Below are 22,593 nucleotides of genomic sequence, written 5' to 3' on the forward strand. Positions count from 1 at the left end.
TGTGGAGTGATACAAACACGCCAACCAGGTTTCGGCATGGTGGGCAACAGTACGTGGACATCTGTCCATCCGTGCACAAAACATAGCGCTCACCGTGGCTGGCTCGTCTGGAGGATCCTTCCGTGACGGGGTGCCGCTCAAAGTCCGGTCGGAAGGTCTCGCGATGGACGTCAAGGCCCCTGGGCTTTTTCACGCATGGGCGAAAACTGGAAGGGGACAGTGGATTTGTTGTAGCTACGGTCTGTTGTTGACCAACTGACCGGTCAGGGCGCGCATGGTTGGTCAGCCTCTGATGCAGTATTAGGCCTTTTCAATTATACGGGGAGGGGGTATGGTCCGACATGTCAACAACATACCCCAGGGGGGTATGCATTCACGATTGAAGGAGCGGACATGATCACCACGAGCTACCGAGTTACCGGTATGACGTGCGGGCACTGCGAAGCCTCGGTTCGCGAAGAAGTCAACGCCGTAGCAGGGGTCGTCACAGTGGAGGCATCGGCGTCGGCGGGAACCCTGACGGTGACAAGCGCAGCCGAGCTCGACCAGGACCAAGTCATCGCCGCTGTTCGCGAGGCCGGATACACAGCGGAACAGCAACCCTCGGACCCGCGCACTGCGTAACCACCGAACTCGGTGGACGGAAGGACTCGCACGATGAACAACCACACACATGCCGGCGACGACACAGGGATGGCCGAGGCTGCGAACCCACACTCGGGCCACGACATGTCCGGGCACCGCGCGCCCCCCTCGGGACATGGCGAGCACACGGAGCGCGGCGGTCACGACGGACACGACGGCCACAGTGGGCATGCCGGCCACGGTGGGCATGCCGGCCACGGTGATCACGTCGGTATGTTCCGTCGCCTGTTCTGGATCATGCTGGCCCTCGCCGTCCCGGTGATCCTCGCTTCCGAGATGTTCGCGATGCTCCTCGGGTACTCGCTACCCGACGCATCATGGATCGCCTGGATCTCCCCGCTGCTCGGAACCGTGATGTATGCCTGGGGCGGGTCCCCGTTCCTCACCGGCGCGGTGAGTGAAATCCGTTCACGCGCACCAGGAATGATGCTTCTCATCGCCCTGGCGATCACCGTCGCATTCGTCGCGTCGATGGGAGCGAGCCTCGGCCTGCTCGATCATCAGCTCGACTTCTGGTGGGAACTGGCCCTGCTGATCGTGATCATGTTGCTCGGGCACTGGATCGAAATGCGATCTCTCGCGCAGACCACCACCGCTCTGGACTCATTGGCAGCACTGCTCCCGGACACCGCCGAACGCGTCGACGGCGACGACGTAGTGCAGGTGTCCCCGGCCGAGTTGCTGCTCGGTGATCTGGTCGTCGTCCGCCCCGGCGGCCGCGTACCCGCGGACGGCACCATCGTCTCCGGATCGGCGAGTATGGACGAGTCCATGATCACCGGCGAATCGAAGACGGTCCGTCGCCGCGAAGGCGATCAGGTCGTTGCCGGCACTGTCGCCACAGACTCCGGTCTCCGGGTTCGGGTCACCGCAGTAGGGGAGGACACCGCCCTCGCCGGCATCGGCCGCCTGGTCGCCGACGCCCAGAACTCGACCTCGCGCGCTCAGCGCATCGCCGACACCGCCGCCGGCTGGCTGTTCTGGTTCGCACTCGGATCCGCGATCATCACCGCCGCCGTGTGGACGCTATTCGGGATGCCCGACGACGCCGTCATCCGCACCATCACCGTGCTGGTCATCGCCTGCCCACACGCACTCGGACTCGCGATCCCGCTGGTGGTCTCCATCGCCACCGAACGAGCAGCCCGCGGCGGCGTTCTGGTCAAGGACCGGCTCGCACTCGAAACCATGCGAACAGTGGACACCGTGCTCTTCGACAAGACCGGGACCCTCACCAAGGGTGAACCCACCGTCACCGCAATCGAGGTGACGAACGGGCGCACTGCCGACAATGTCCTCGCTTTGGCTGCTGCCGCAGAAGCTGACTCAGAGCACCCACTCGCACGCGCCATCATCGGTGCCGCACGATCACGGAACCTAACCGTGCAGCCTGCGACTGACTTCCAGTCGTCCCCCGCGGTCGGGGTCGCAGCCGACGTCGACGGTACCCGCGTACAGGTCGGCGGGCCCGCGCTGCTCGAGCAGGAACACGGATCCGAACTCGCCGTCGCCGACCGGTGGCGCGGTGACGGGGCGATCATCCTGCACGTCCTCGCCGACCGTGCCGTGATCGGTGCGCTCGCGCTCGCCGACGAGATCCGGCCTGAATCACGCACCGCGATCGACGCGCTCCACGCCCGCGGAATCGCGGTGGTGATGATCACCGGTGATGCCGATGCCGTCGCGAAGTCCGTCGCCACCGAACTCGGTGTGGACCGCTACTTCGCCGGGGTGAAACCGGAAGACAAGTCCCACACCGTCGCTGCACTCCAGGGCGAAGGACGTACGGTGGCGATGGTCGGCGACGGAGTCAACGACGCACCGGCGCTCGCGCAAGCCGATGTCGGTATCGCGATCGGGGCCGGCACCGACGTCGCTATCGCATCGGCAGGAGTGATCCTCGCCAGCGACGACCCGCGGTCGGTGCTGTCGGTGATCGAACTCTCGCGCGCCTCGTACCGAAAGATGAAGCAAAACCTCTGGTGGGCAGCGGGATACAACCTGATCTCTGTCCCGCTCGCGGCAGGGGTGCTGGCACCGGTCGGGTTCGTACTGCCCATGTCCATCGGCGCGATCCTGATGTCGTTGTCGACGATCATCGTCGCCGCAAACGCGCAGCTGCTCCGGCGACTCGACCTCGCGCCCGACGCCATCACCGGAGCGGTGAACGACGGGAATTCCGATGCTCCATCGCAGCGCGAACCGGTACTGTGAGAGCTGATCTCGTACCGGGAACGCAGCCCTGACAATTGTGGAACGCTGATGGCCGCACCCTCTCCGCCGGAGAGGATGCGGCCATCGTTGTGTGGCGGGCCGGGTCAGCCGAGCAGCCGCTGCATGGTCTCGATTTCCTGCTGCTGAGTGGCGACGATTGCGCGTGCCATCTCCAGGGCGTCAGGATTGGAACCGTCCGCGATTTCGGTGTTCGCCATCTCGATGGCACCGGTGTGGTGGGCGATCATCATCGTCAACCACTGGCGGTCGAATTCCGGTCCCGACGCTGCCATCAACGCGTCCATGTCCTGAGCGGTCATCATGCCGCTGCCAGAGCTGTGGTCCATCCCGCCCATCTGATCCATATCAGCCGAGGGTGCGGGCTGACCCCACTCGGTCAGCCATGCCGTCATCTGGTCCATCTCGGGCTGCTGTGCGCCGGCGATCGCCGATGCCAGCGACAGCACGTCCGGGTTGTCGGTGCGGCCGTCCGCCATGTCGGCCATCTCGACTGCTTGTGCGTGGTGCGGATACATCATCTGCGCGAACATCACGTCGGCATCGTTGAACTCTGCGGACGCGCTTGCTTGGGCCGAGGACATCGGTGCCGAGGACATCGAGCCCATGGAATGCCCGTCCATCGACGAATCGGTCGAGTCGTTGCTACAGCCGACGACGAGGAACGCGCTGGCGGCGGCAGCAGCGAGTGAAGCCATGACTTTGGTACGCATGTGGAATCTCCTTGCAAGAGTGGACAATCAGGGGTGTGTGACGTGTTTCGGTCCGCCGGTCGACGCGCGTCTACCGGGCTCCCTGTCACACTCGCAAGGTCACCGATCTGTCCAACTCCCACAACGTCCACGGCGGTGCACGCTCCAGGATGGAGTCTGTGCGCCCGCCGATCCCGTCCACCGCTGTCGGCGACTGGCCTATCTCGGTGCTCATCGTCGGGACGGACAACGCGGCCCACGACACCGGAGTGCCCACACAGGGATGCAGCATCTGATGCGCCGACGGACAATCGTGTTCCCCGAACATCACCGAAGCCGAGCTACTGCCCGGGGCTGTCGACGCCATCGCGGCATGACCACCACTCATCGACTCCGACATCGGGCCCATCGACGATGCCGGTGTCACAGAATGCATCAACAACACCCCGAACACCGTCACTGCAATCAACAATCCGATCGCCGAGGCTGTGCCCCGTCGAGAGCGACGAATCGTCGAGTTCATGCTCTCGACGGTAACAGGGCATACCCCCCAGGGGTAGCGTCGGTGCATCGTTCAGCTGGCCAGTCGGACGTCAGCTCTCGGTCGTGCGAACCAGTGAACCAACACCCCGCTCGCGACACTGAGTGTCGCGAGCGTCGGCATCGCCACCACGATCGCCCTGTCGAGCCCCCAGAAGGTTGCGAGCGCACCGATCCCAACCGCAGTAAGACCCTGTGACAGGTACGCCACCAAGTACATCAACGACAGTGTCGTCGCCCGCGTCTCGGCCTCGGGGGCTGCGACGACCATTCCGAGTCCGCCGTAGAACATCAGGCCGTAGCCCGCCCCGCTGATAACCGCAGCGAGCAGGAAGACGGTGAGCGAGTCCACGTGCGATGCGGCGACGAGGGTGACAGACCCGGCGGCGGAAAGCACCGAACCGGCCGAAGATGCAGTTGTCGGTGAACCGCGCCGGGCGATGACGGACGCGGGAACGATGGAAACAGCCCAACACGCAAGTGCACACGCGGCGACGAAAGCGTCGACGGTACCGACGAGATCCCTCACGATCTGCGCACCGAGCCCGATGAACACCGCGCCCATCATGAAGGCCACGGTGAGGGAAGCAACACCGATGGCGAACTGCATTCGATTCCTCGCGGGTACTCGCGCCCGACTGGGCCGCCATCGAACATTGCTGCGCGTGGCCTCCTCGGGGAGGAACCACACCAGCGGCAGCAGAGCAATCGTCACGCCGAGCAAGATGGCAAACGGAAGCGTGGTGGGCGACGCGGAGTACTGCACGAGCGCACCGCCGACAACGAGCGCGAGTGCGGTACCGCTGGCCGTCGCCGCAGTATTGACGGAAGTGGACAGTGCCGCGGTGCGGCGCGGTGCGAACTCGACGAGTGCGGCGCTGGCCGCACTCATCGCCAGCCCGACCCCGATTCCTTGAAGAGTGCGGCCGACGAAGATCGGGACGAGACCGCTCGTGACCACAAACAGCGCAGTGCCGACGGCGACCATGCCGACACCGGCAAGCAGTACGCGGCGTCGCCCGATCGAGTCCGAGAGAGACCCACACGCAACGAGAGCGAGAACCAGCGCTACCGGATAGGTAGCGAACAACGCGGTCGTGACGACCTCACCCACGCGCCACCGATCCGCTAAGAGCGGATAGACCATCGAGGGCGCGCCGCTCGCCCACAACGACACAACCAGGACGCCCGCCGCCGTCGACAACGCCACCGGTAACGGCAAGGTCTTGCGTGAACGAGGGCGACGGTTCACCGATCTACGCCGACCGAACCGAAGGTGTGCGACCAACCGAGCGGAAGGTGGTGCGCCCAAGCCTCAATGGGTGTCGAGTAGAGCAAGGACGGTCCTCACGATCAGATCGGGTGCGTCCATCGAATCCAGTCGCCCTGCTGCTATCTCGGCTCCGGCACCGTGAAGGACCTGATGGAGCACGGCGACTTGCCACGAGGTGGGCATGTCACGTGAAAACAGTCCTGCACTGCGTCCGCGTTCGATCAACGATTCGACCCGGCTCGCGGGGCCGTCGTGAAGCTCGCGGATACGCGCTGGGGGAAGTTCTTCCTCGGCGGCGGCAATGACCGATCGTGACCGGTCCACCAGCTCCCAGCTGCTGTGAATGAGCCGGGACAACGCTTCTCGGGGATCCCCACCCAGATCGACCGCAGCCAACGTCTGCTCACCGCGATCGATCACACGCGCCACCACGGCATCGATGAGCGCTGGGCGAGAGGCAAAGTGACCGTAGAGCGTCACCCGCCCGAGACCGGCTTCCCGTGCGATATCACCCATCGTTGCGTTCTGCCGCCGAGACAGGCAGACGATCGCGGCATCGAGAATCCGCTCGACGTTGCGTACCGCGTCGGCTCGTTTACCGACGACCTGCGACGTATCGGTCGCCATGAACCCTCACTTCCCGAACACGTTTGTATGAGTTACGGTACCAGTGTCCAACTCAAACAACTATGTACAACTTAGGGGGCCGTGGTGACCACGTCGAAAACGACACCGGAAGCGGGCGAAGGGCTTCACCCGAAGCGATGGCTCGCACTGGCCCTGCTGGGCACAGCGCAGTTCATGCTGATTCTCGACGTCACAGTGGTCGCGATCGCGCTGCCGCAGATGGGCGTGGACCTGGCCCTATCGCGGGAGGCGGTGACGTGGGTCGTCGCCGCGTACACCCTGACCTTCGGCGGCTTGATGCTCCTCGGCGGGCGTAGCGCGGACCTGTTCGGGTCCAAACCAATCGTCTTCGCCGGCCTGGCCGTCTTCACCGCCGGCTCCCTGGCGGCCGGACTGGCTGCCAATGCCGAGTTCCTGCTCGGCGGCCGCATTGTCCAAGGCATTGGCGCGGCGATGCTCTCACCGGCGGCGTTGTCGGTGGTGGTGCGCCTGTTCGCCGGCGACGAACGCAACCGCGCCCTGGGCATCTGGTCTGCATTGGGCGGCGGCGGCGCGGCGGTCGGTGTCCTGCTCGGTGGCCTGATCACCGCCGGGCCAGGATGGCCGTGGGTGTTCTACATCAACATCCCGGTTGGCCTGATCGTCATCTTCGGCCTCCTCCGGGTTTTACCGCCGCTTACCCCGGCACCCGGGCCGCGTCCCGCGCTCGACATTCTCGGTGCAGCGCTGGTCACCGCTGCGACCGGCTCGGCCATCTACTCGTTGACCGTCGCCGGTGAAATCGGATGGACCAACCCGCAGACCCTCACCGCCGCCGGGGCCGCGGCAGCGCTCTACCTGTTGTTCTGCTGGCGACAGAAGACTGCGTCCTCCCCGCTGATGAACCTAGGACTGCTGGGCCGGCGTCCAGTCGGTGCCGGAGTGTTCGTGATTTTGATCGCCACAGCTTTGATGGTTGCAGTGTTCTTCTTGGGAACCTTCTATTTTCAGCAGTCCGCTGGGCATGGTCCCCTCGTGACCGGACTGTTGTTTCTACCGATTGCGGTGGCGACGATGACGGGAGCGAACCTCGGCGGACGCCTCATCGGACGATGGGGCGCGAGGATCCTCGGCACCGCCGGGATGCTCATCGCGGCGTTGGGATTGCTTGTGCCAGCGGTGTGGGCAACCACTGCGGCGACCACGATCGGCGTCAGCTTCGGCGCATTCGGTATCGGCGCGCTGTTCGTCGTCGCCTCGGCCACCGCGCTCGGGCAGATCGGCCCCGAGGAGGCCGGCATCGCATCCGGCCTGCTGAGCACCTTCCACGAGTTCGGTGCATCCATCGGCGTGGCAACCGTCTCGAGCATCGCTGCACTCAGCCTCGTCGCGGGTGGCGGTGACACCGGGTTCCAACACGCGTTCCTCTTCGCCGCAGCCGCTGCTGCACTGGCCGCAGTGATCTCTGCCTTCGTAATCCCGGCGCGTCCCACCGCCTGAGCACTCGTAGCGGTGTGGACCTGTTGTCCCGAAGAGCATCCGTTGGGTCCATGGGGCAACGTCCGACGATCTACGTCTTCAGTCCGTGGTCCGGAGGTGGGTGACGTTCGAGAGCTCCTCGACTCGGCGGAGAAGCGAACGGTTGTCGATCGACAATCGCTGGATGCTGGCAACTGCCAGCTCCAGGTCGGTGGTGAGGTCGCGGTTGCGCTGCCGAATCTGGGTTACTTCGTCCGAGCACCGGTGTGGGGCGACATGGTCGGTCACAGGTGATGTCGAACGCTTGAGCCGATTGACCGTATGGGGATAGCGTCGGCGAAATGTGGTGTTCGCCAACCCCATGTGTCGGGCGAGTGCGAGCACCGACGGTGTCCGGCCGGACGCATCCTGGAGGTGTTCGATCGCGGCGTCGATGGCGATCGTGTCTTCGTCGCGCTTCTTTGTCATCTCTTCCCCTTGTGGGTGCGATCGATATATGGGTCGGCGTGGCTGTAGCGGTCGAGGAAGTCGACCAGGCGGCGCAGCCGCTCACGCAATCGGTGGTCCAGTAGCGGTGGCAGGTCGGCTCTGGTGGTCAATTCCTGCTCCAGGTGGTGGTGTTCGGTCCGCAGTGCATCGAGGTTGGCTGTAGTGAGGGCAGTATTGCTGCATTCGAGCGGTTGGCAGTGACCGAGTTGTGGGAGCACGTTGCCGCCCTGGTCGGGCCGGGGTTGGCACATCGCTTTGTCGGGGTCGAAGACACAGAGCGCAAATGTTCCGGGGTAGATCGCGGGATCGGATCGCTTCATCAGCCGCTTGATGCGGGTGCTGTCTGTGATGACGGTCCCGGAGAACGCGGCTGCGGCGGCGAACGTGTCCAGACGGTAGTGGGCTAGGTCGGCGGCTGGACCGGTGACGGGTGCATGGAGGTGATCGGTGGCGATGGCCATCAAGTCTTCGCCGCGAGCGAGAGCCTGTTCGGCTTCGACTTCGGCGCGGAACCCTGAGTCCGAGGTGCCTGCATAGCCTTCGAACATTTGGATGCTCAGGTGACGGTAGGCGATGGCACCGGCGATCGACCCGCCCGGCCGACGGGCGATGAACCATGCCAGCGTCCTGCGAAATTGCCGTGTACTCAGAACCCACTGTTGGCCGTTGACCAACGGAATCGACTCTGTAAGAGCGTGTTCGGTGCAGTAAGAATTGATCCAGATCGCGAAGTCTTTCAGTTGTCCGGAGGTGGCTTTGGTGGTCAAGACCCCGACCGTGGCGTCGTTTCGGGGGCGGACCTTCTGCGAGCCGGGCGGGTGCGAGAACAGCAGAGCCCGGCCGTGCGGGTGCATCTTCTCGAGGACCGAGATCGCCCTGGCAGCGGGAGCCCCGACGGTCCACTCGGCGGTGACACCGTGAGGATCGGCTTCGCCTTTGAACGCCACGCCGGTCAGCGTCCATCGGTAGGGGGTGCCGTCGGTATCGCGCGCGGTGCTCAGGCAACCGCGGCGTAGGTGTTTGATCTCGGCGTCCCGCATCCCGGAAAGAAACGCGATGACGATGTAGCAGGCGATGTGCAACATTCGCTGCAGATGCAGGTACGACTTTGTGGGATGCTGGCGCGCGATTCCGTCGATCCATGGGCGACCGTGGAGTCGCCCCTCGATGGCGATAGGCATCCAGGTGTAGTCGGTGACTCCGACTCGCGCAGCGCAGGCAAGGACTTTGCCGCGGATCGCAGGGTTGGTGTCGAGTCCGTTTCTCCCGGTGCCGATTTCGGCGGCGATCTGTTGCATGTTGGGGCGGCCTTGATAACCGGGGAGCGGGTCGTTTTCGGCCTTGTGTCGTGAGAGATAGTGTTCGAGCGCTTCGGCGGCACCGCTGTTACGCCCGTACCGTCCGTTGGTGCGCCGTGAACGGTAATCATCTCGATGCGCAGCGGCGGCAAGGATGTCGCCGGAGAAGTCGTCGACGAAACGGATCGCCCAGGTGATCAGCGGGCCGAGAACGAGTTCGGGGATGCGGCCGGTCGCGTTCTCGGTGGTACCGGGTTTATGCATGGTCCAGCCGTCGATGCGGCGTGCGTCGAAGGACAAGGTGTCGGTGAGGCAAGTGCGGTACCGCCAGAGCATGCACACCGCCCGTCTGGAGTTCTCGCGCGATCCGAATCCGACGGACAGAGTCATCAAATGGCGGTGGTAGTCGAGGACGTCGGCCGCGGTCAACGAACCTAACGTCGGAACGGACGGTCGACCGGACTCCGGTGCGCGATCTGTGAGCCAGTGCAAGAACTTGCGCACTTCGACAAATGTGCTGCCGATCCCGACGACGGATTGACGCCGCTCGCCTGCAGGTAGTGGACCGGAGAGCATCGCCAGGCACAGCTCCTTGGCCGGCAATCGATAGGGGGCGGCGAGGGTGTCGAAGTTGACGACCACTGATCGAACATGTGCTTGTGTCACTGCAGCTTCCAGCCGCCAGGCATCGTCGCGGAATTGTGAGGTATCGGTCAGTGAGTAGCCAGGGCGAAGCCATAAACCGGTCAGGACGTAGCGGCCGTCGATCGATGGGCCAAGTTCGAGGTCGGTGCGAGTAGACGGGGTGTTCATGGATGCTCCCAAGGATCTTCGGCAAGTTCGAGGAGACACTCAGGTGCCTCGGCGGCTGCTGTGGCGATCTGCGTAGCAGTGAATTTGGGGTAGATGTCGTGGTGGATCGCGGTCCAAGTCGGTCCGTAGCGCGTCCACCAGGTGGGTTCGTCGAGCTCGGTGCGTCGCCTGGCTATGGTCGCGGTCAAGGTGGTGATGGCCGGTAGATGAGCGGTGGTGACGACGCAGTTGCCGCAGTGGAAGCAGTCCAGGAATGACACTCGTCGACAGGCACGGCCGGTAACAGGGTGAGCGGAGGAGTCGGCGCATGCTGTCCAGGCACCCTCCTCGCCTGCAGCCGGTTCATCGACGTCGGTGCCGGCGCGCACCTCGAGTTCTGTGACGCCGTGTTCGGCCAAGACGTGGGAATGTGCGGAGAGGGCCGCTGCTTCCGCATCACGGAGGGCCTCGGACATCGTCTCTCTCGCCCACTCCTTCGCGGTGGGATCGCCGCGAAGGTAGTGACTGAACAGCACTTCGACGCTGTTCGAGCGGGCAGCCGAGGGCAGATGTCCACCGACCGAGCGAGTGCGACGGACCTCGACACTGGTGCGTACTCGACGCATATCCAGCCCCAGTGGTGTGGTGTGTCCGAAGGCGTCGGCGTCCGTGTGTAGTCCTTGGAGCCTGCTCCACTTCGACAAATCGGCGCGGCCGGTAAGGGTTTGAGCGAACGGGTTGTGGTGTTCGGCGACGGTTCCGCGATCGTGGTTGGTGTTTCGCCATGATGACCAGAGTGCGGTCGGATCGCTGAGTGCCCGCCCACGCTCCATGAGGCGGTGCAGCAGCAGGTACAGCCCGCCGGGCGTGTGCAGTTCTCGGTGCGGGGGTCCGATTTCCCAGGTCACGGTGTCGTGCCATCGGTTCGGTCCGTTGCGGCGTTTACTCAACTGGACCTCGATGGCTCGGTCTCCGACGATCCGGTGCTCGGCGGGCAGTTCTTTGAGGGCTTCGACGTTGCGGCCGGTGACTGCAACGAACAGGGTCAGCAGTGGCGCCAGGTCGGCACGCGTGACGAACAGTTGACCCGCCCAGGCTGTGCGTTGATGACGGTGGCGGACGATCGGTCCGCCGGGCACCGGGACGACTCCGGTAGCTGCCATGTCCCAAATCAATTGCTCGGCTTGGGTTGTCGGTTTGACGTCCATCCCGTCTATAGCCTCGAGGTGCTCGTTTCCTGCTGTTGTGCGCGCGCGAATGGCCCCCACGTCGGTGCGGGCGGCATCGACTAGACGCGTGAATTCGCCGTCGGAGTACCCGGTCAGAGAAACGAGGGTGCCTTTGCCTGATGGGGTGCTGATGTGGTCGAGGACCTCGATATCGAGATGGCTCGCTAGGGGAGGAAGCCGAAGAAGCAGGCGGAGTTCGCTGAGCTCGCCTGTGCGGGTGGCGACGGTTCGCGGTGTGTCGATCCTGTTGAGGAACATCTCGACGTGGGTCACGGTCAGGTCAGCCGGTGAGGCGGGGCTGTTGTCGAGGCTCTCGAGAAAGCGCAGTAGCCGTGCGACGAACGAGAACACGGTAGTAGCCGAACTGTGGGTCCGTCTGTCACCGGCGGGACCTATGCGTAATGCCAAGGCTTCTGCCACCGGAGCATGCCAGTTCGGCATGGCCAGGACCTCGACGTCGAAGGTGCCGGTGCGTCCGTCGTCGCCGTGGAAGTCGACGACCAGAGACGGTACCGAGGATGGTCCTGATGGCGGGCGATAGATTCCGGGCGTAGGGAGCGGGGCATGTGTCCCGGGGTGAGTTCGCGATTCGGTCACAGCACAACACCGGCCGCCGGGAGAGTCGCTGCGTCGCCGGCACTGGCCGGATCCGGTGTGGGGATTTCCCAATCATCCGGCACAAGCGCCATTCTCGTCTCCATCTCGAGTTCGGCGAGCGCGTGGAGATAGATCTGTGTGGTCACCACGGATCGATGTCCGAGTCGGCGGCGTACCCAGTCCAGCGGGTCACCGAAGATGCGGGTGTAGTGCCCGCGCTGGTCCGGGTTCAGCTCGCCAAGGGCAGCGATGTGACCGCGTTGGAGCTGTTCGAGGGTGATGACGGCAAACGTGTGCCGGAGCATGTGAGCATGCGCCGACAGCGGCACACCGGCTCGCTGGCAGCGGGTGTTGGCCTCGGCGAACATCTTCTTCCACGCAGCCACTGACAGCGGCATGCCGTGCTCGCCGAGCCAGAACGCGGCGGGTTCGAGACCGCCGGGGCGCGCAATCAGCAACTGCTGGCGCTCCGCCCAATTCAGCTCCGAGACTTTCACGGTCCGCTTCAGCGCGGCACCGGTGACGTGCGTGGCGATCGCGTGTTCCGGATCTTCCACCACCAGAGGGTGCCGCATGCGCTCGTACCGTTGTTTCTCTCGGGCTGCAGCGATGACGTCGGCTCGGTCGAAGGCACTGTAAGTAGCCAGATCACGAACGAGGGAAGCCGGAACGTAGACCCACCGTGCGGAGCGGCCTTTCGCGATTGACCCGGGAAGCCAAAACCGCTGATAACCACTGCGATTGGTATCGATGTGTGGAAGCTCCAGCACGGTGAGTGCAGATTGTTCCGAGATCCGAAGGCCCGTTCGGACCATCACGTCGCAATAGGTAGCGTTACGCCCCGACCACCGGCCACGGAAACCTTCTCGCGGCATCCCGGCGGCGTCGAACCCGCGGACACCGACCTCGCGCCACCTGCGATAGTCGGCAAGGGGAAGCCACTGGATGCGGTCCCGGCCGCCGTCGTGACTGTAGGTGGCAGGGCGCAGCTCGTCGGATCGCCGCGAGACCGCATACCCGGTATGTGCAGGGGCAGGCCGTCGCCAGGTCTGTGGGATCGGATTGACTCGCACGTGTCCGGCGGTGTGAGCCCACCGGTAGAACCTGTTTACCGCCGCCACTTCACGGTTCCACGTGTTGCCGGACACGCGCGGGCCATCGGGATCATGTCGTCGCCAATGCAGATACGAAAGGTGGTCACTGTCTTCGATGTCACGCCAATGACGTTCGCGGTCAACATGGTTGACGAAAGTCAGGAAGCTCGCGAGGTCGCGGGCGTATCCGATCTGTGTCATCCTGGCCATGGTGGCCATCGCAGTGGTGCGGAAGAAATCGTTCAGATCGGTGTCGTAGTCGAAGGCGGGCGAGAGCAAGAACGGAGTCCCTGGAGTCTGACGAGTCTCTTTGAGCCAGTCGGTCCAGTCATCTGTGTAGGTGACGCCGTCTGCGGTAGGTGAAGATCGGGACTTGGAAAGTTCTGCGGCAGTGGTACGAACATGCCATCGGCTGCTTGTCATCGCCGCTCATGATCCGGTCAGTGACCGAGTATGCACAAGATTTGCTGCCTAAGTTTCAAAATTCCGATCGGGAACGGCAAGGGGTACCTTCAGCTCTTATGACGGTCGTTCATCTTGTGTCTATTGTCCAAGGTTGATTTAGAGGCTGCCTGCGATCAACGACTCCGGCGGTTGTGTGCGGACTCGATCGCCTGCCCGGGAGAAGCGTGCCGCCGGCTGGAAGATGCGCCCCTGCTCGGGGAGGTCGAAGCGAACGAGGTCAAGTGTAAATTCGAGACGGTGAATGTCCCGACGTGGCAACAACTCACAGCGCGCAATGCCGCGGCGACCGACCTCAACATGTCAGGCTCGCTGCACGTTGTCGGTGTGACCGACACAGGCTTCGTCGACGACCGTTTCGAGTTCCGCTACGGCCGGGGTGACCGCTGGTGGGTCGAACGCAATGGCGAGATCGTCTACTCATCGTCGAGCTCCACTGATACGGTCCCCGTCGCCCGCATCGATGGACAGATGGTCCACCAACGCACCACCAGCCTGATCCGCCTCGGCGCACTGTTCACCCCGCGAGATCTCTTCGGCCCGCGTTCACTCCTGACTCGGCGCACACCACCTCAGCACGTCACCCAGGGCCCGACGGCGATCGACCACGCTGACCGTCCGGCATGGTCGACCGAGCTGACATCGCCCACTGGACTCACCACGACAATCGTCATCGACGATGGAACCGGCCTCATCGCGAGCCTAAGCAGCCGCGATCACAGCAAGGCGCTCCACCTCGAGAAACTGACCGAACACGCTGAACTGCCCGACGATCGATTCGCGTGGGACGGTGACACCATCGAATCGAATGATCTGAGGAGCTTCCGGCTGTCCTGGTAGCTCACTGCCGAGTGACCCTGGCTGGTACGTGGTATCCGATCTGCATGCAGACGTGCGCGTATTCCTGCATGCACGGGTCGACGTGCGGATGTGGTCGATCCGTGCGCAGATCAGTTCTGGGGCGGGCAGCATGGACGACCATGGGCGATGTCATCGAGTTTGTGCCGCGGTTCTCACTGACTGATCGGCAGCGGAAGTTGTTACGGATCCACGCGTGGGTGTGCGCCGACATGGCGTACGACGACGTCGAGGAGCGCGGTGATGATCCGGTCGACACGGTGCGGTGGTGGTATTTGTTGAACCGACTTCCCGAATGCACATTCGCCGAGTCCGCTCTGTGGCGACGTCAGATGGCCCGATCTTTCGACGACTTGGCTCAGGACCTCGACGCCGGTCGGCTACCCCGGCCTCACACGATCGCCGAACAGCTCGCGCTCATGATCGTCATCGCCCAAGCCGCCGCAGCGCTGGCCGATGAGGTGTACGGCGACGATGTTGCCGTACTGGCGTCCCATCCGCGGGACGTCGACTGGGACGCCGTCACAGACGTTCTGATGGGCGACCGCGATGTCGAGGTGTTCTATCACCCGGCGACAGCGGCACACGGTCTACGTGTCTTTCCATGCGATACGTGGTTCACGGCCATGGACGGACACGAGCCACGTGACCCTCGGCGGGGATTTCGACGGTAGAAGCCTCGGGTCATCGCGAACACAACGCGACCAGCAACTTGCCATTGTTCGGCAGGTCTTTGATGCTTGATGGTGTTGTGCACTATGGCTTTCCGTGTTCGGGTACGGTGCGATTATGGCTACGAACATGCTTATCGACCCGGCTCGTGTCGTCACCGCCCGAGGCCGTCACCTCGGGAATTATCGCTTCGGGCTCGTCCGCTACGAGCCTGAGAAGTGGGGGCGGATCATCACAGCCCCAGATGAGGGTCAGACGATTCTCGTTGCACCGGTCGACGGCTCGGACGCGTTCGATCTATCGGTGATCCGCGACGCTGAGTTCGACGTTCTTCCGGTTACCTCGGATGGTGTCTGAGCCGCCCAGGGGGAGAAGCAGAGGGCTGACACCGTCGAGTGTGCTTCCGCGGCTGGGGGTGTGAGCCTTTGCTCGTGTCATCCGAGGCGACGGGACGGGCGGGGCACTTTCTCGGGTTCGTTGTTGTCGACGACGTTCCAGTAGCGGCCGTTGGCGTCCATTACCGAGTACCAGATGCTAACGAATGCGGGAGCCGGGTTCTGCTCGGCGGGATCGTCTGATTCCCACCGGATATTGAACGTTTCACCCGCCTCGAGCACGGCCTGCCTCCGCCAACCACCCGATCTGATCGGTGTGTCCTCCGACAGGGCTGTCTCTGCGAACGCCCGCATATTCACCGCGTCAGCGTCGTCTTCGACCTGGGCGCGGAAGCCGTGAATTTCGATCTCGTACAGCGGGTCCTTGCTGCGATTGGTGAATTCTGTGCGCCACTGTTGCTTTCGGTTCGCGTCGAGGCCGTCGGGCCACGGGAGCATGTGCAGTAGTCGGACCTGGTTCGCCTGGTCCTCCAGGTCCGAATGCCGCGTCGATTGGTACGACCGGAGGGCGAGTACGACGCCTGCGGCGGTGAACAGAGCACCACCTGCCGAGACCCATGCCGGCAGCGAGCCCAGATCCACGTTGGTGTGGGTACTCGTCAGAGCAAGGACGGCGACCAGGCCGAGCGCTACGGCCATGGACCACGCCCAGTCTCTTTTGCGTGGACGGGCACGCCAGAAATCGCTGATGGGGCACCCGATCGCGGCACAGCCCAATACAAGGCCTATGAGAGCTGTGGCTACCCAGAACTCCTGGAAGACCCGATCTACGGTCCACCCCGTCCGGTGGAGGGAAAAGGTGCCGAAAATGACGGCGAGTGCACCGCACACCAGGCCTGCGATGCGGCTCCAGGGGCGATCTCCACGCATTGCTTTCACCCAATCACCCTAAGGAGGTGAGCCCACCTGTGCCGCCTGCAGGCACCCTCGCGCCTGGCCGGGTTGGTGTGCAGTGCAACCATCGACTGCGAACTTCCGAACTGACCACGAACAGGCAGACTGGCGCAGCAGGGGCAAGGCCGCACAACGACCCCAGCCGCCCTGGAAGCTAGGCCGTAAGCACCGTGGCACTCGCGCACCAGACAGCTACACAGCACCCCTAGAGCCCGCCCCAGCACGATCGGCAGCCTGGCCGGGCCTTGCCCAACGGACGGTTCAACGCGCGTTCTCTGCGATCGACACCTGCTCGTCGTAGAGCACCGCGTCGAAGTGCACGAAGTTGCACCGCCTCGAATACGCCGGCTTCGTCATCGCCACCAATGCCAACAACGTGAGGGTGGATTCGTAGAGTGCGAACCATTCGTTCTCTGACCGTTTGCAAATGCGGGGTTCATCGCCGTGTGCGAGGTGATTGCGGGCGTCGACGAGGTCTCCTTCCCTTACCGCCCTCGGGCAGTTGGCCGCAGAGCCGATTTTGGGCCTCAGGCACTACGACGCGAAGGTTCCAGCCCAGTCACCAAGGGCGGTGACAAAACCTGCAGTGTCATCTGGGTCGACCTCGGCGATCCACTCGTGGCCGCGACGTATGCGCAGCTTGCCGTACGGGTTGGGTCTGCCCGGGGAATGTGTGTGCGGTCCGAAGCGAACGGGAGTGATGTAGCACGGTGTGTCGCCGTCGCTGATTTTCCCGGGGTGCACAGCGACAACGCAGTGTGCCTCGCAGGGATCGGTATGTGCCCGTGCGCGTCCGCCGTGATGGTTGCATGCAGCGACGAGTTGTTCCATCCGTCGGATTTGTTTCGCGGCCCTCAATCGGTCTCCGAAATCGAGTCCTTCGCTGTAGCAGGTGCGTAGGTAGCCGGATGCGCCTTCGGGTAGAGGTCCTATGGAGCCGAATTCTTGAACGCGGGTGACCAGGCCGGCTTGATTGACTCTGCTGTCGGTTTCGTATTCGTCGCGAGTGTGGTCGAGTAGGTCGCGTCGTTCGTCAGCGTCGGTTTCGAGTTCATCGGCAACAGAGAGTCGTTGTGTGGTGGTCAGGTCGTCGAGTAGGGAGATGAAGTAGTCGTCGACGAGCTGCTCTGCCAGTGCCGAGGACGTCCACGTTTCTCCATGGCGCAGGCCGTCGGTCGAAACTGTTTGTGGCCCAATTCTATTGGATGTTCGGAGCTGCACGATCAATTTCGATATGGCCGTGGCTATCTCTGGGTAGGTGTCGAGCCACATAGCTGCGTCCCATGCGGATTCCGATAGTTGAGTGAGGTAAAAAGCAAGGCTGTGAGCGTACGAGGCGCTGGCGACGGTGGTGATCTTGATGGAATGTTCTTCTGAGTCGAAGCCCGGCCACGTCGCGATTACCGCTGCCCGGTCGTGTGATGCCTTCATTACGCTGTAGCTGGTCATGATGGTGCCGCCTTCTCGTTTGAGAGCCGGGCCGAGCCGGGCGACCAGGAGTGCACGTGGCACTGCCAGACTGGTTGCCAAGCAGGGACAGCCGAAATAGTGGAAGATTCGCCGGAAACCCCGTAGCACCACCACGGCGTCGCTCCTGACCATTCGAGTATGTCACCCGAACGTGGCTGAGGGCAACGACAAGGGCTATGTCCGGCTCGCCGTAGGTCGTTCAACCTGTGTCACCGTCCACAGTCGATCTAGAAGCTGTCTGCGATCAGCTTCGCCGCGCGCCCACGACTGCATCGTGGGCGGCCGCGCAATCTTCGATTTGAAGCGGATCTTCTCAAAGTAGGGTCGTGTCGGTGATTGCCGAACTGACAGCCGGAATCAAAACGGCCCTGCGCCCGACGTTGCCCACAATGAGAGGGCGGACCGACGAGCCTGGTAGTCGGCCGAGATTCATGGCGCTTGCAGCTGGAGCGGTGCTTGTCGCCGTGCTGTTCGGTACTGCGATAGGTCAACTGACGAGTATGGTCAACTCGGTCGCCGCCAGTTACGTCCTCGGCGCTGTTCAGACACTTCCCCTCCTTCTGATCCGGGTGGCACCTCTGCTGACCTGGCAGTTGATCGCACTCGGGATGTTCGCCGGAACGCTGTCAGGGCTGGTTCAGGAAGAGGTTTTCCCATGGCCGGCGGCAAGTTGCATTGCGGCGGGGCTCGCCCTGTATCGAGTGGCCCGAGTGCATCCGCCGAACGTGGGAGCCGCGGTCGCCCTCGTGTCCTTCCTGGCGGTCGTGGTCCCGACTGTCTTGACGGTGAAGATGCCACCGTTCGCTTTGCTGATCATTGCCGCGACGTTGGCTGCGATCACCGTCGCGGGAGTGGTCATGATGCGACTGTCGTCGGCGGAAACCGCCCTGGCGGACGAACAGCAGCTCCGCATGGGACAGGAGCGGCGTCAGGCGGTGATCGAAGAGCGGGCGCGGATCGCACGGGAACTGCACGATGTAGTGGCGCACCACATGTCGATGATCGCGGTGCAGGCACAGGCCGCACGGTTCAAGAGCCCCGACCTCCCACCCGAGGCGATTGCGACGTTCGACGACATACATCGCGCATCGGCAACCGCACTGACCGAGATGCGCCAGGTTATCGAGGTCCTTCGTGACCCGGACGAGGCAACTGAACACTCACCGGCACCGAACCTGTCCGACATCGGCGCCCTTGTGAGCCAATGGAGCGCGGCCGGAGCCCACGTCACGTTGTATACGGACGGGGAGCTCGACACGCTGCCGGAAGCGCTGTCCACTACCGTCTACCGCATCCTCCAGGAATCGCTCGCCAATGCAGCACGTCACGCACCCGGCACGAAGGTTGAGATACGCGTGACCCGCACGAACGACGAGCTTCGGGTGACTGTCGGCAACGAAACCGAACAGGTGTCCGCCGATTCGAGAGGCCGAGGACACGGACTTGTCGGTATCTCCGAGCGGGCAGCCGCATTCGGCGGAAGCATGACTGCCGGGATGACGAAGAACGGACGATTCGAGGTGTCTGTAATCTTCCCAGTTCGCGGACGAAACATCCCACCACGCAGTAACATTGGCGATGATCCGAGCGCAGTGGAGCGCCGCCGATGACCATCAGGGTTCTGCTGGCGGACGACCAGGAATTGGTGCGCGACGGAATCGCAGCCGTACTCAGGGCCGAACCTGACATCGTCGTGGTCGGTGAGGCCGCGAACGGTGCGGAGGCCGTCGATCTTGCTGTCAGCCTGCGGCCCGACGTTGTCGTGATGGACATCCGAATGCCAGTGCTCGATGGAATCCGGGCGACCGAGCAGATCCTCGCATCACTGGGCGAGAGGACGAACTCGATCCGCGTGCTGATGCTCACGACGTTCGACCTCGACGATTACGTGTACGAAGCGCTCAGTGTCGGTGCAAGCGGGTTTCTGCTCAAGCAATCCACCGCAGCGGATTTCGTCCGGGGCGTCCGCACAGTCGCGTCCGGGGAATCGATGCTGGCACCGACTGTCACAACCCGGCTCATCTCGGAGTTCGCCCGGCGTCGGCGCGGTCGCCCGAACACCGCCGCAGTGTCGGCGTTGACTCCCCGAGAGCTCGACGTGTTGGACGCTCTGGCCACGGGTCTGTCGAATCGAGAGATCGCGTCCGATCTCGTGCTGGCGGAGGAGACAGTGAAGACCCACGTCGGGCGGATTCTCACCAAGCTCGACCTTCGTGACCGGACGCAGGCTGTCGTTTTCTACTACGAAAATGAACTCTCCCACCGACTCGACTAGCTCCTCCGGGGGATGCCGAGTTTGGCTCCGATGCGTGACGACATAGTCCCACTGTCTTTGTAGCGTCGAAACATGCTCTTACAGAGGGATTCTCGTAGCATTGTCGGTCGGGACCGCCTACTCGTCGGGATCTACGTGGCACTCGCCGCGTACACGGCCGTGTACGTGATGACCACCGAATTGACCACGCATCGGGTGTGGGGAGTGTGCGCTGTCACTGGCTATCTCGCTGCGGGTGCGGTCCTGTTGCGATCACGTAATCGACCTCGAGCGGCTGGTGTCGCTGTGTTGGGCGCTGTGTTGGTTCCGATGATCGTGCTGATCGGGGGCGCACTCGCGCAGCTCGAGGTTGCAGTAGTCATCGACTCGGCCCGCCACTTGCTCGACACCGGCAGTCCATATGTCAATGACCCTCACGAGCTGACTCAGTACAACCCGTACCTTCCGGCGATGGCGTTGTTCGGGCTGCCTGGCGTCGTCCTGGAGGGTCCGCTCGGGGACCCCAGAGTCTGGTTCGGAGTGTTCTTCGCCGCCTGTGTGCTCATCGTTGTTCGGCTGACGAGATCCGACCGGGGACGAATCGATCAGGAGTCGTTCGGGAAGCTCGGGCTTCTCACAGCGTCCCCTCTCATCGCGATTCCGCTGTGCACAGGTGGGGTGGATCTGCCGGTCATCGGTGCTTGTCTGCTCGGTTTGGCGCTGATGGCGGCAGACCGCCGATGGGCCGCGGCTGCTGTGTTGGCGTTCGCATGCGCACTGAAGTGGACCGCATGGCCGGTAGCCATCGTCGCGTTGGTACTACATCGTCAACGCGCCGGTACATGGTCAGCAGTGCGGGTCAGTGCGGTGTCCGTTGCTCTGGCGGGAGCGGTAGTCGTTCCTCCAGTGATCCTCGATGGCGGCGCACTGGTGGAGCACACGGTGTTGTTCCCACTCGGTCGCGCAGACGTTCCGACTCCGGCAGGCTCGTCGGTGATCGGCGGCGCGTTGGCGGAAGCGGGCGAGTACGGCCACATCGTTTCTTTGCTCGCACTTTTCGTCGGTGCCATCGTCATCGGAATCAGACTGTGCGTGAAACCACCGCGCACGTTCGCGGCGGCCTGCTCGATCGCTGCACTCGGGCTCACCGTGCTGTTCCTTCTTGCCCCTTCGGCCAGGTTCGGGTACTTCGCCTACCCTTTGATGTTCTGGGGAATGGCGTGGATTGCGAGGGTTCCCGGAACGGACACCGCCGTCTCGAGTCCCAATCGTGAAAGCGAGCGGGTCGCGGCATGAGCCGGACCTTGATCGTGACCAACGACTTCCCGCCGAGGCAGGGCGGCATCGAAACGTTCGCATCGGAAATGGCTCACCGCTTTCCGTCCGAGTCGATCGTGGTCTACACCTCGGCGGAACGCGGAGCAGCCGCATACGACGCTTCGCTTCCATTCTTGGTCATACGGGACCGCAGCCGAACCCTGCTTCCGACGGGACGGGTGATGCGCAGGGCAGGTCGAATCGCGCTCGAACACGGCTGCGATACCGCGTGGATCGCTGCCGCAGCTCCCCTGGGCCTGATCGCTCCCGCGCTTCGGGCCTGCGGGGTGAAGCGGGTCGTCGCCACCACTCACGGGCATGAAACATGGTGGGCCAAGGTTCCTTTGACGCGGTGGGGATTGCACACAATTGGCCGTTGGGTCGACGTGCTGACGTACATCTCCGGCCATACCTACCGCGCAATCCTGCCAGCGGTTACGCCCGATACAGCGTTGGTGCGTTTGAGCCCGGGCGTCGACGTCGAACAATTCAACCCCGTGCGCGGCTCCGTGGCGGGCCCCGATCCATCCCCGGACGGCAACAGCGGCGTGATCGTGTGCACCGCGCGTCTCGTCCCGCGGAAAGGCCAGGACTCGTTGATTCGTGCGCTTCCTGCGGTTCTGGAACGACATCCCGACACCACGTTGCTTCTCGTCGGCGACGGCCCTGACCGTCGACGTCTGCAGCGTCTGGCCCGGACAAAGGGCGTGGAGAACGCGGTGACCTTCGTTGGGGGACTTCCGCACGAGCTCGTTGCGCAAGTCCTCGCCGGCGCCACGATCTTCGCGATGCCGTGCCGAACGCGTCGCCTGGGACTCGAAGAGGAGGGACTCGGTATCGCATACCTGGAGGCCTCCGCCATGGGACTGCCGATCATCGCGGGTGATTCCGGAGGTGCCCCCGAAACCGTGCAGGCAGGCCGAACTGGCTATGTAGTCAAAGACGTCGAGCAATTGACCCAAGCCATCGTCGAACTCCTCGACAACCCGGTCCGCGCCCGCGCGATGGGTGAACGCGGACGCAGTTGGGTTGCGGCGCAATGGACTTGGAATACCGCGTATTCAACTCTTCTCACTGCTCTGTTCCCGAACGTCCTGGCAGACGGCCAGGATCGGTCGAGTACGCCACAACAGTGATTCGCAAAACCGCCTGACCCTGCGATCTAGACCTACAGCTCAGAGCGGTGGCGGTAACTCGGGGCGGGTGTGAGCCGGTCCGGGCACGAGAGCTGCAACACCGGAGTCGCCGGAGCTTCGAGGTGGGGTGAGATTGTCGCATTGGGCTCAAGGCTTCGCTCCATTCGCG

At 63.5% G+C, this 22,593-nt stretch carries 20 protein-coding genes; 10 read left to right on the forward strand and 10 right to left on the reverse strand.

From position 1 onward, the window contains the following. The first annotated feature begins 393 nt into the window (after positions 1-393). Positions 394-624, forward strand: a complete 231-nt coding sequence (locus tag CH305_RS27570) for a heavy-metal-associated domain-containing protein (RefSeq protein ID WP_032407149.1) — start codon at positions 394-396, stop codon at positions 622-624. A 33-nt stretch (positions 625-657) separates the two neighbouring features. Then, positions 658-2,859 (forward strand): heavy metal translocating P-type ATPase, encoded by a 2,202-nt coding sequence (locus CH305_RS27575; RefSeq protein WP_032407148.1) that lies wholly within the window; start codon positions 658-660, stop codon positions 2,857-2,859. 104 nt (positions 2,860-2,963) lie between these two features. Here the strand turns inward: CH305_RS27575 and CH305_RS27580 are convergent, their stop codons facing one another. The 4 genes from CH305_RS27580 to CH305_RS27595 all read right to left on the reverse strand — a co-directional run bounded on the left by CH305_RS27580 (position 2,964) and on the right by CH305_RS27595 (position 6,009). Continuing rightward, positions 2,964-3,590, reverse strand: coding sequence for a DUF305 domain-containing protein (locus tag CH305_RS27580; protein ID WP_072692252.1), 627 nt, complete (start codon positions 3,588-3,590; stop codon positions 2,964-2,966). 85 nt (positions 3,591-3,675) lie between these two features. Beyond that, positions 3,676-4,092 (reverse strand): DUF6153 family protein, encoded by a 417-nt coding sequence (locus CH305_RS27585; RefSeq protein ID WP_032407147.1) that lies wholly within the window; start codon positions 4,090-4,092, stop codon positions 3,676-3,678. A gap of 51 nt (positions 4,093-4,143) precedes the next feature. Then, the gene (locus tag CH305_RS27590; protein ID WP_139278555.1) at positions 4,144-5,361 is read right to left on the reverse strand and encodes an MFS transporter; all 1,218 of its coding nucleotides are present in this window, start codon (positions 5,359-5,361) and stop codon (positions 4,144-4,146) included. A gap of 63 nt (positions 5,362-5,424) precedes the next feature. Continuing rightward, a complete protein-coding gene (locus CH305_RS27595; protein WP_032407145.1) occupies positions 5,425-6,009 on the reverse strand; it encodes a TetR/AcrR family transcriptional regulator in 585 nt (194 codons plus the stop codon). A gap of 84 nt (positions 6,010-6,093) precedes the next feature. On the opposite strand from CH305_RS27595, the gene CH305_RS27600 reads away from it, so the two are divergent. After that, positions 6,094-7,488 (forward strand): MFS transporter, encoded by a 1,395-nt coding sequence (locus CH305_RS27600; protein ID WP_032407152.1) that lies wholly within the window; start codon positions 6,094-6,096, stop codon positions 7,486-7,488. 78 nt (positions 7,489-7,566) lie between these two features. Here CH305_RS27600 and CH305_RS27605 read toward each other — a convergent pair whose 3' ends face one another. Genes CH305_RS27605 through CH305_RS27620 form a run of 4 tightly spaced genes read right to left on the reverse strand, consistent with a single transcriptional unit; the run spans position 7,567 to position 13,389 of the window. Next, entirely contained in the window at positions 7,567-7,935 is a 369-nt protein-coding gene (locus CH305_RS27605) for a hypothetical protein (RefSeq protein ID WP_032407144.1), read from the reverse strand. Next, complete coding sequence (locus CH305_RS27610; RefSeq protein WP_032407143.1) at positions 7,932-10,067, reverse strand: hypothetical protein; 2,136 nt, start codon at positions 10,065-10,067, stop codon at positions 7,932-7,934. Before CH305_RS27610 ends, CH305_RS27605 begins: the two co-directional genes overlap by 4 nt. Further along, a complete protein-coding gene (locus CH305_RS27615) occupies positions 10,064-11,872 on the reverse strand; it encodes a hypothetical protein (RefSeq protein ID WP_072692251.1) in 1,809 nt (602 codons plus the stop codon). Before CH305_RS27615 ends, CH305_RS27610 begins: the two co-directional genes overlap by 4 nt. Next, complete coding sequence (locus CH305_RS27620; RefSeq protein ID WP_072692250.1) at positions 11,869-13,389, reverse strand: site-specific integrase; 1,521 nt, start codon at positions 13,387-13,389, stop codon at positions 11,869-11,871. The genes CH305_RS27615 and CH305_RS27620 overlap by 4 nt, the downstream gene beginning before the upstream one ends. Before the next feature lie 279 nt (positions 13,390-13,668). Between CH305_RS27620 and CH305_RS27625 the strand changes: the two genes are divergently transcribed. The 3 genes from CH305_RS27625 to CH305_RS27635 all read left to right on the forward strand — a co-directional run bounded on the left by CH305_RS27625 (position 13,669) and on the right by CH305_RS27635 (position 15,315). Next, positions 13,669-14,268 (forward strand): hypothetical protein, encoded by a 600-nt coding sequence (locus tag CH305_RS27625; RefSeq protein WP_141215048.1) that lies wholly within the window; start codon positions 13,669-13,671, stop codon positions 14,266-14,268. A 101-nt stretch (positions 14,269-14,369) separates the two neighbouring features. Next, complete coding sequence (locus CH305_RS27630) at positions 14,370-14,960, forward strand: hypothetical protein (protein WP_141215467.1); 591 nt, start codon at positions 14,370-14,372, stop codon at positions 14,958-14,960. 115 nt (positions 14,961-15,075) lie between these two features. Next, positions 15,076-15,315 (forward strand): hypothetical protein, encoded by a 240-nt coding sequence (locus CH305_RS27635; protein ID WP_141215468.1) that lies wholly within the window; start codon positions 15,076-15,078, stop codon positions 15,313-15,315. 77 nt (positions 15,316-15,392) lie between these two features. On the opposite strand, the gene CH305_RS27640 is transcribed toward CH305_RS27635, so the two are convergent. Both CH305_RS27640 and CH305_RS27645 read right to left on the reverse strand, forming a co-directional pair. After that, positions 15,393-16,232, reverse strand: coding sequence for a hypothetical protein (locus tag CH305_RS27640; protein ID WP_141215047.1), 840 nt, complete (start codon positions 16,230-16,232; stop codon positions 15,393-15,395). A 549-nt stretch (positions 16,233-16,781) separates the two neighbouring features. After that, entirely contained in the window at positions 16,782-17,759 is a 978-nt protein-coding gene (locus CH305_RS27645) for a hypothetical protein (protein ID WP_032407140.1), read from the reverse strand. Between the two features lie 389 nt (positions 17,760-18,148). Between CH305_RS27645 and CH305_RS27650 the strand changes: the two genes are divergently transcribed. The 4 genes from CH305_RS27650 (at position 18,149) to CH305_RS27665 (ending at position 22,424) form a co-directional block, all read left to right on the forward strand. Beyond that, positions 18,149-19,327: a sensor histidine kinase gene (locus CH305_RS27650; protein WP_139278552.1), complete on the forward strand. Its 1,179-nt coding sequence runs from the start codon at positions 18,149-18,151 to the stop codon at positions 19,325-19,327. Next, positions 19,324-19,992 (forward strand): response regulator transcription factor, encoded by a 669-nt coding sequence (locus CH305_RS27655; RefSeq protein WP_015586188.1) that lies wholly within the window; start codon positions 19,324-19,326, stop codon positions 19,990-19,992. Before CH305_RS27650 ends, CH305_RS27655 begins: the two co-directional genes overlap by 4 nt. Positions 19,993-20,064: 72 nt before the next feature. Further along, the gene (locus CH305_RS27660) at positions 20,065-21,267 is read left to right on the forward strand and encodes a glycosyltransferase 87 family protein (protein ID WP_015586189.1); all 1,203 of its coding nucleotides are present in this window, start codon (positions 20,065-20,067) and stop codon (positions 21,265-21,267) included. After that, positions 21,264-22,424 carry a glycosyltransferase family 4 protein gene (locus CH305_RS27665; RefSeq protein WP_015586190.1) on the forward strand — a complete coding sequence of 387 codons (1,161 nt, stop codon included), beginning with the start codon at positions 21,264-21,266 and terminating at the stop codon, positions 22,422-22,424. The genes CH305_RS27660 and CH305_RS27665 overlap by 4 nt, the downstream gene beginning before the upstream one ends. Positions 22,425-22,593 lie beyond the last annotated feature (169 nt).

Source organism: Rhodococcus sp. 15-649-2-2, assembly GCF_002258645.1.
In the GTDB taxonomy this organism is placed as follows: Bacteria; Actinomycetota; Actinomycetes; order Mycobacteriales; family Mycobacteriaceae; genus Rhodococcoides.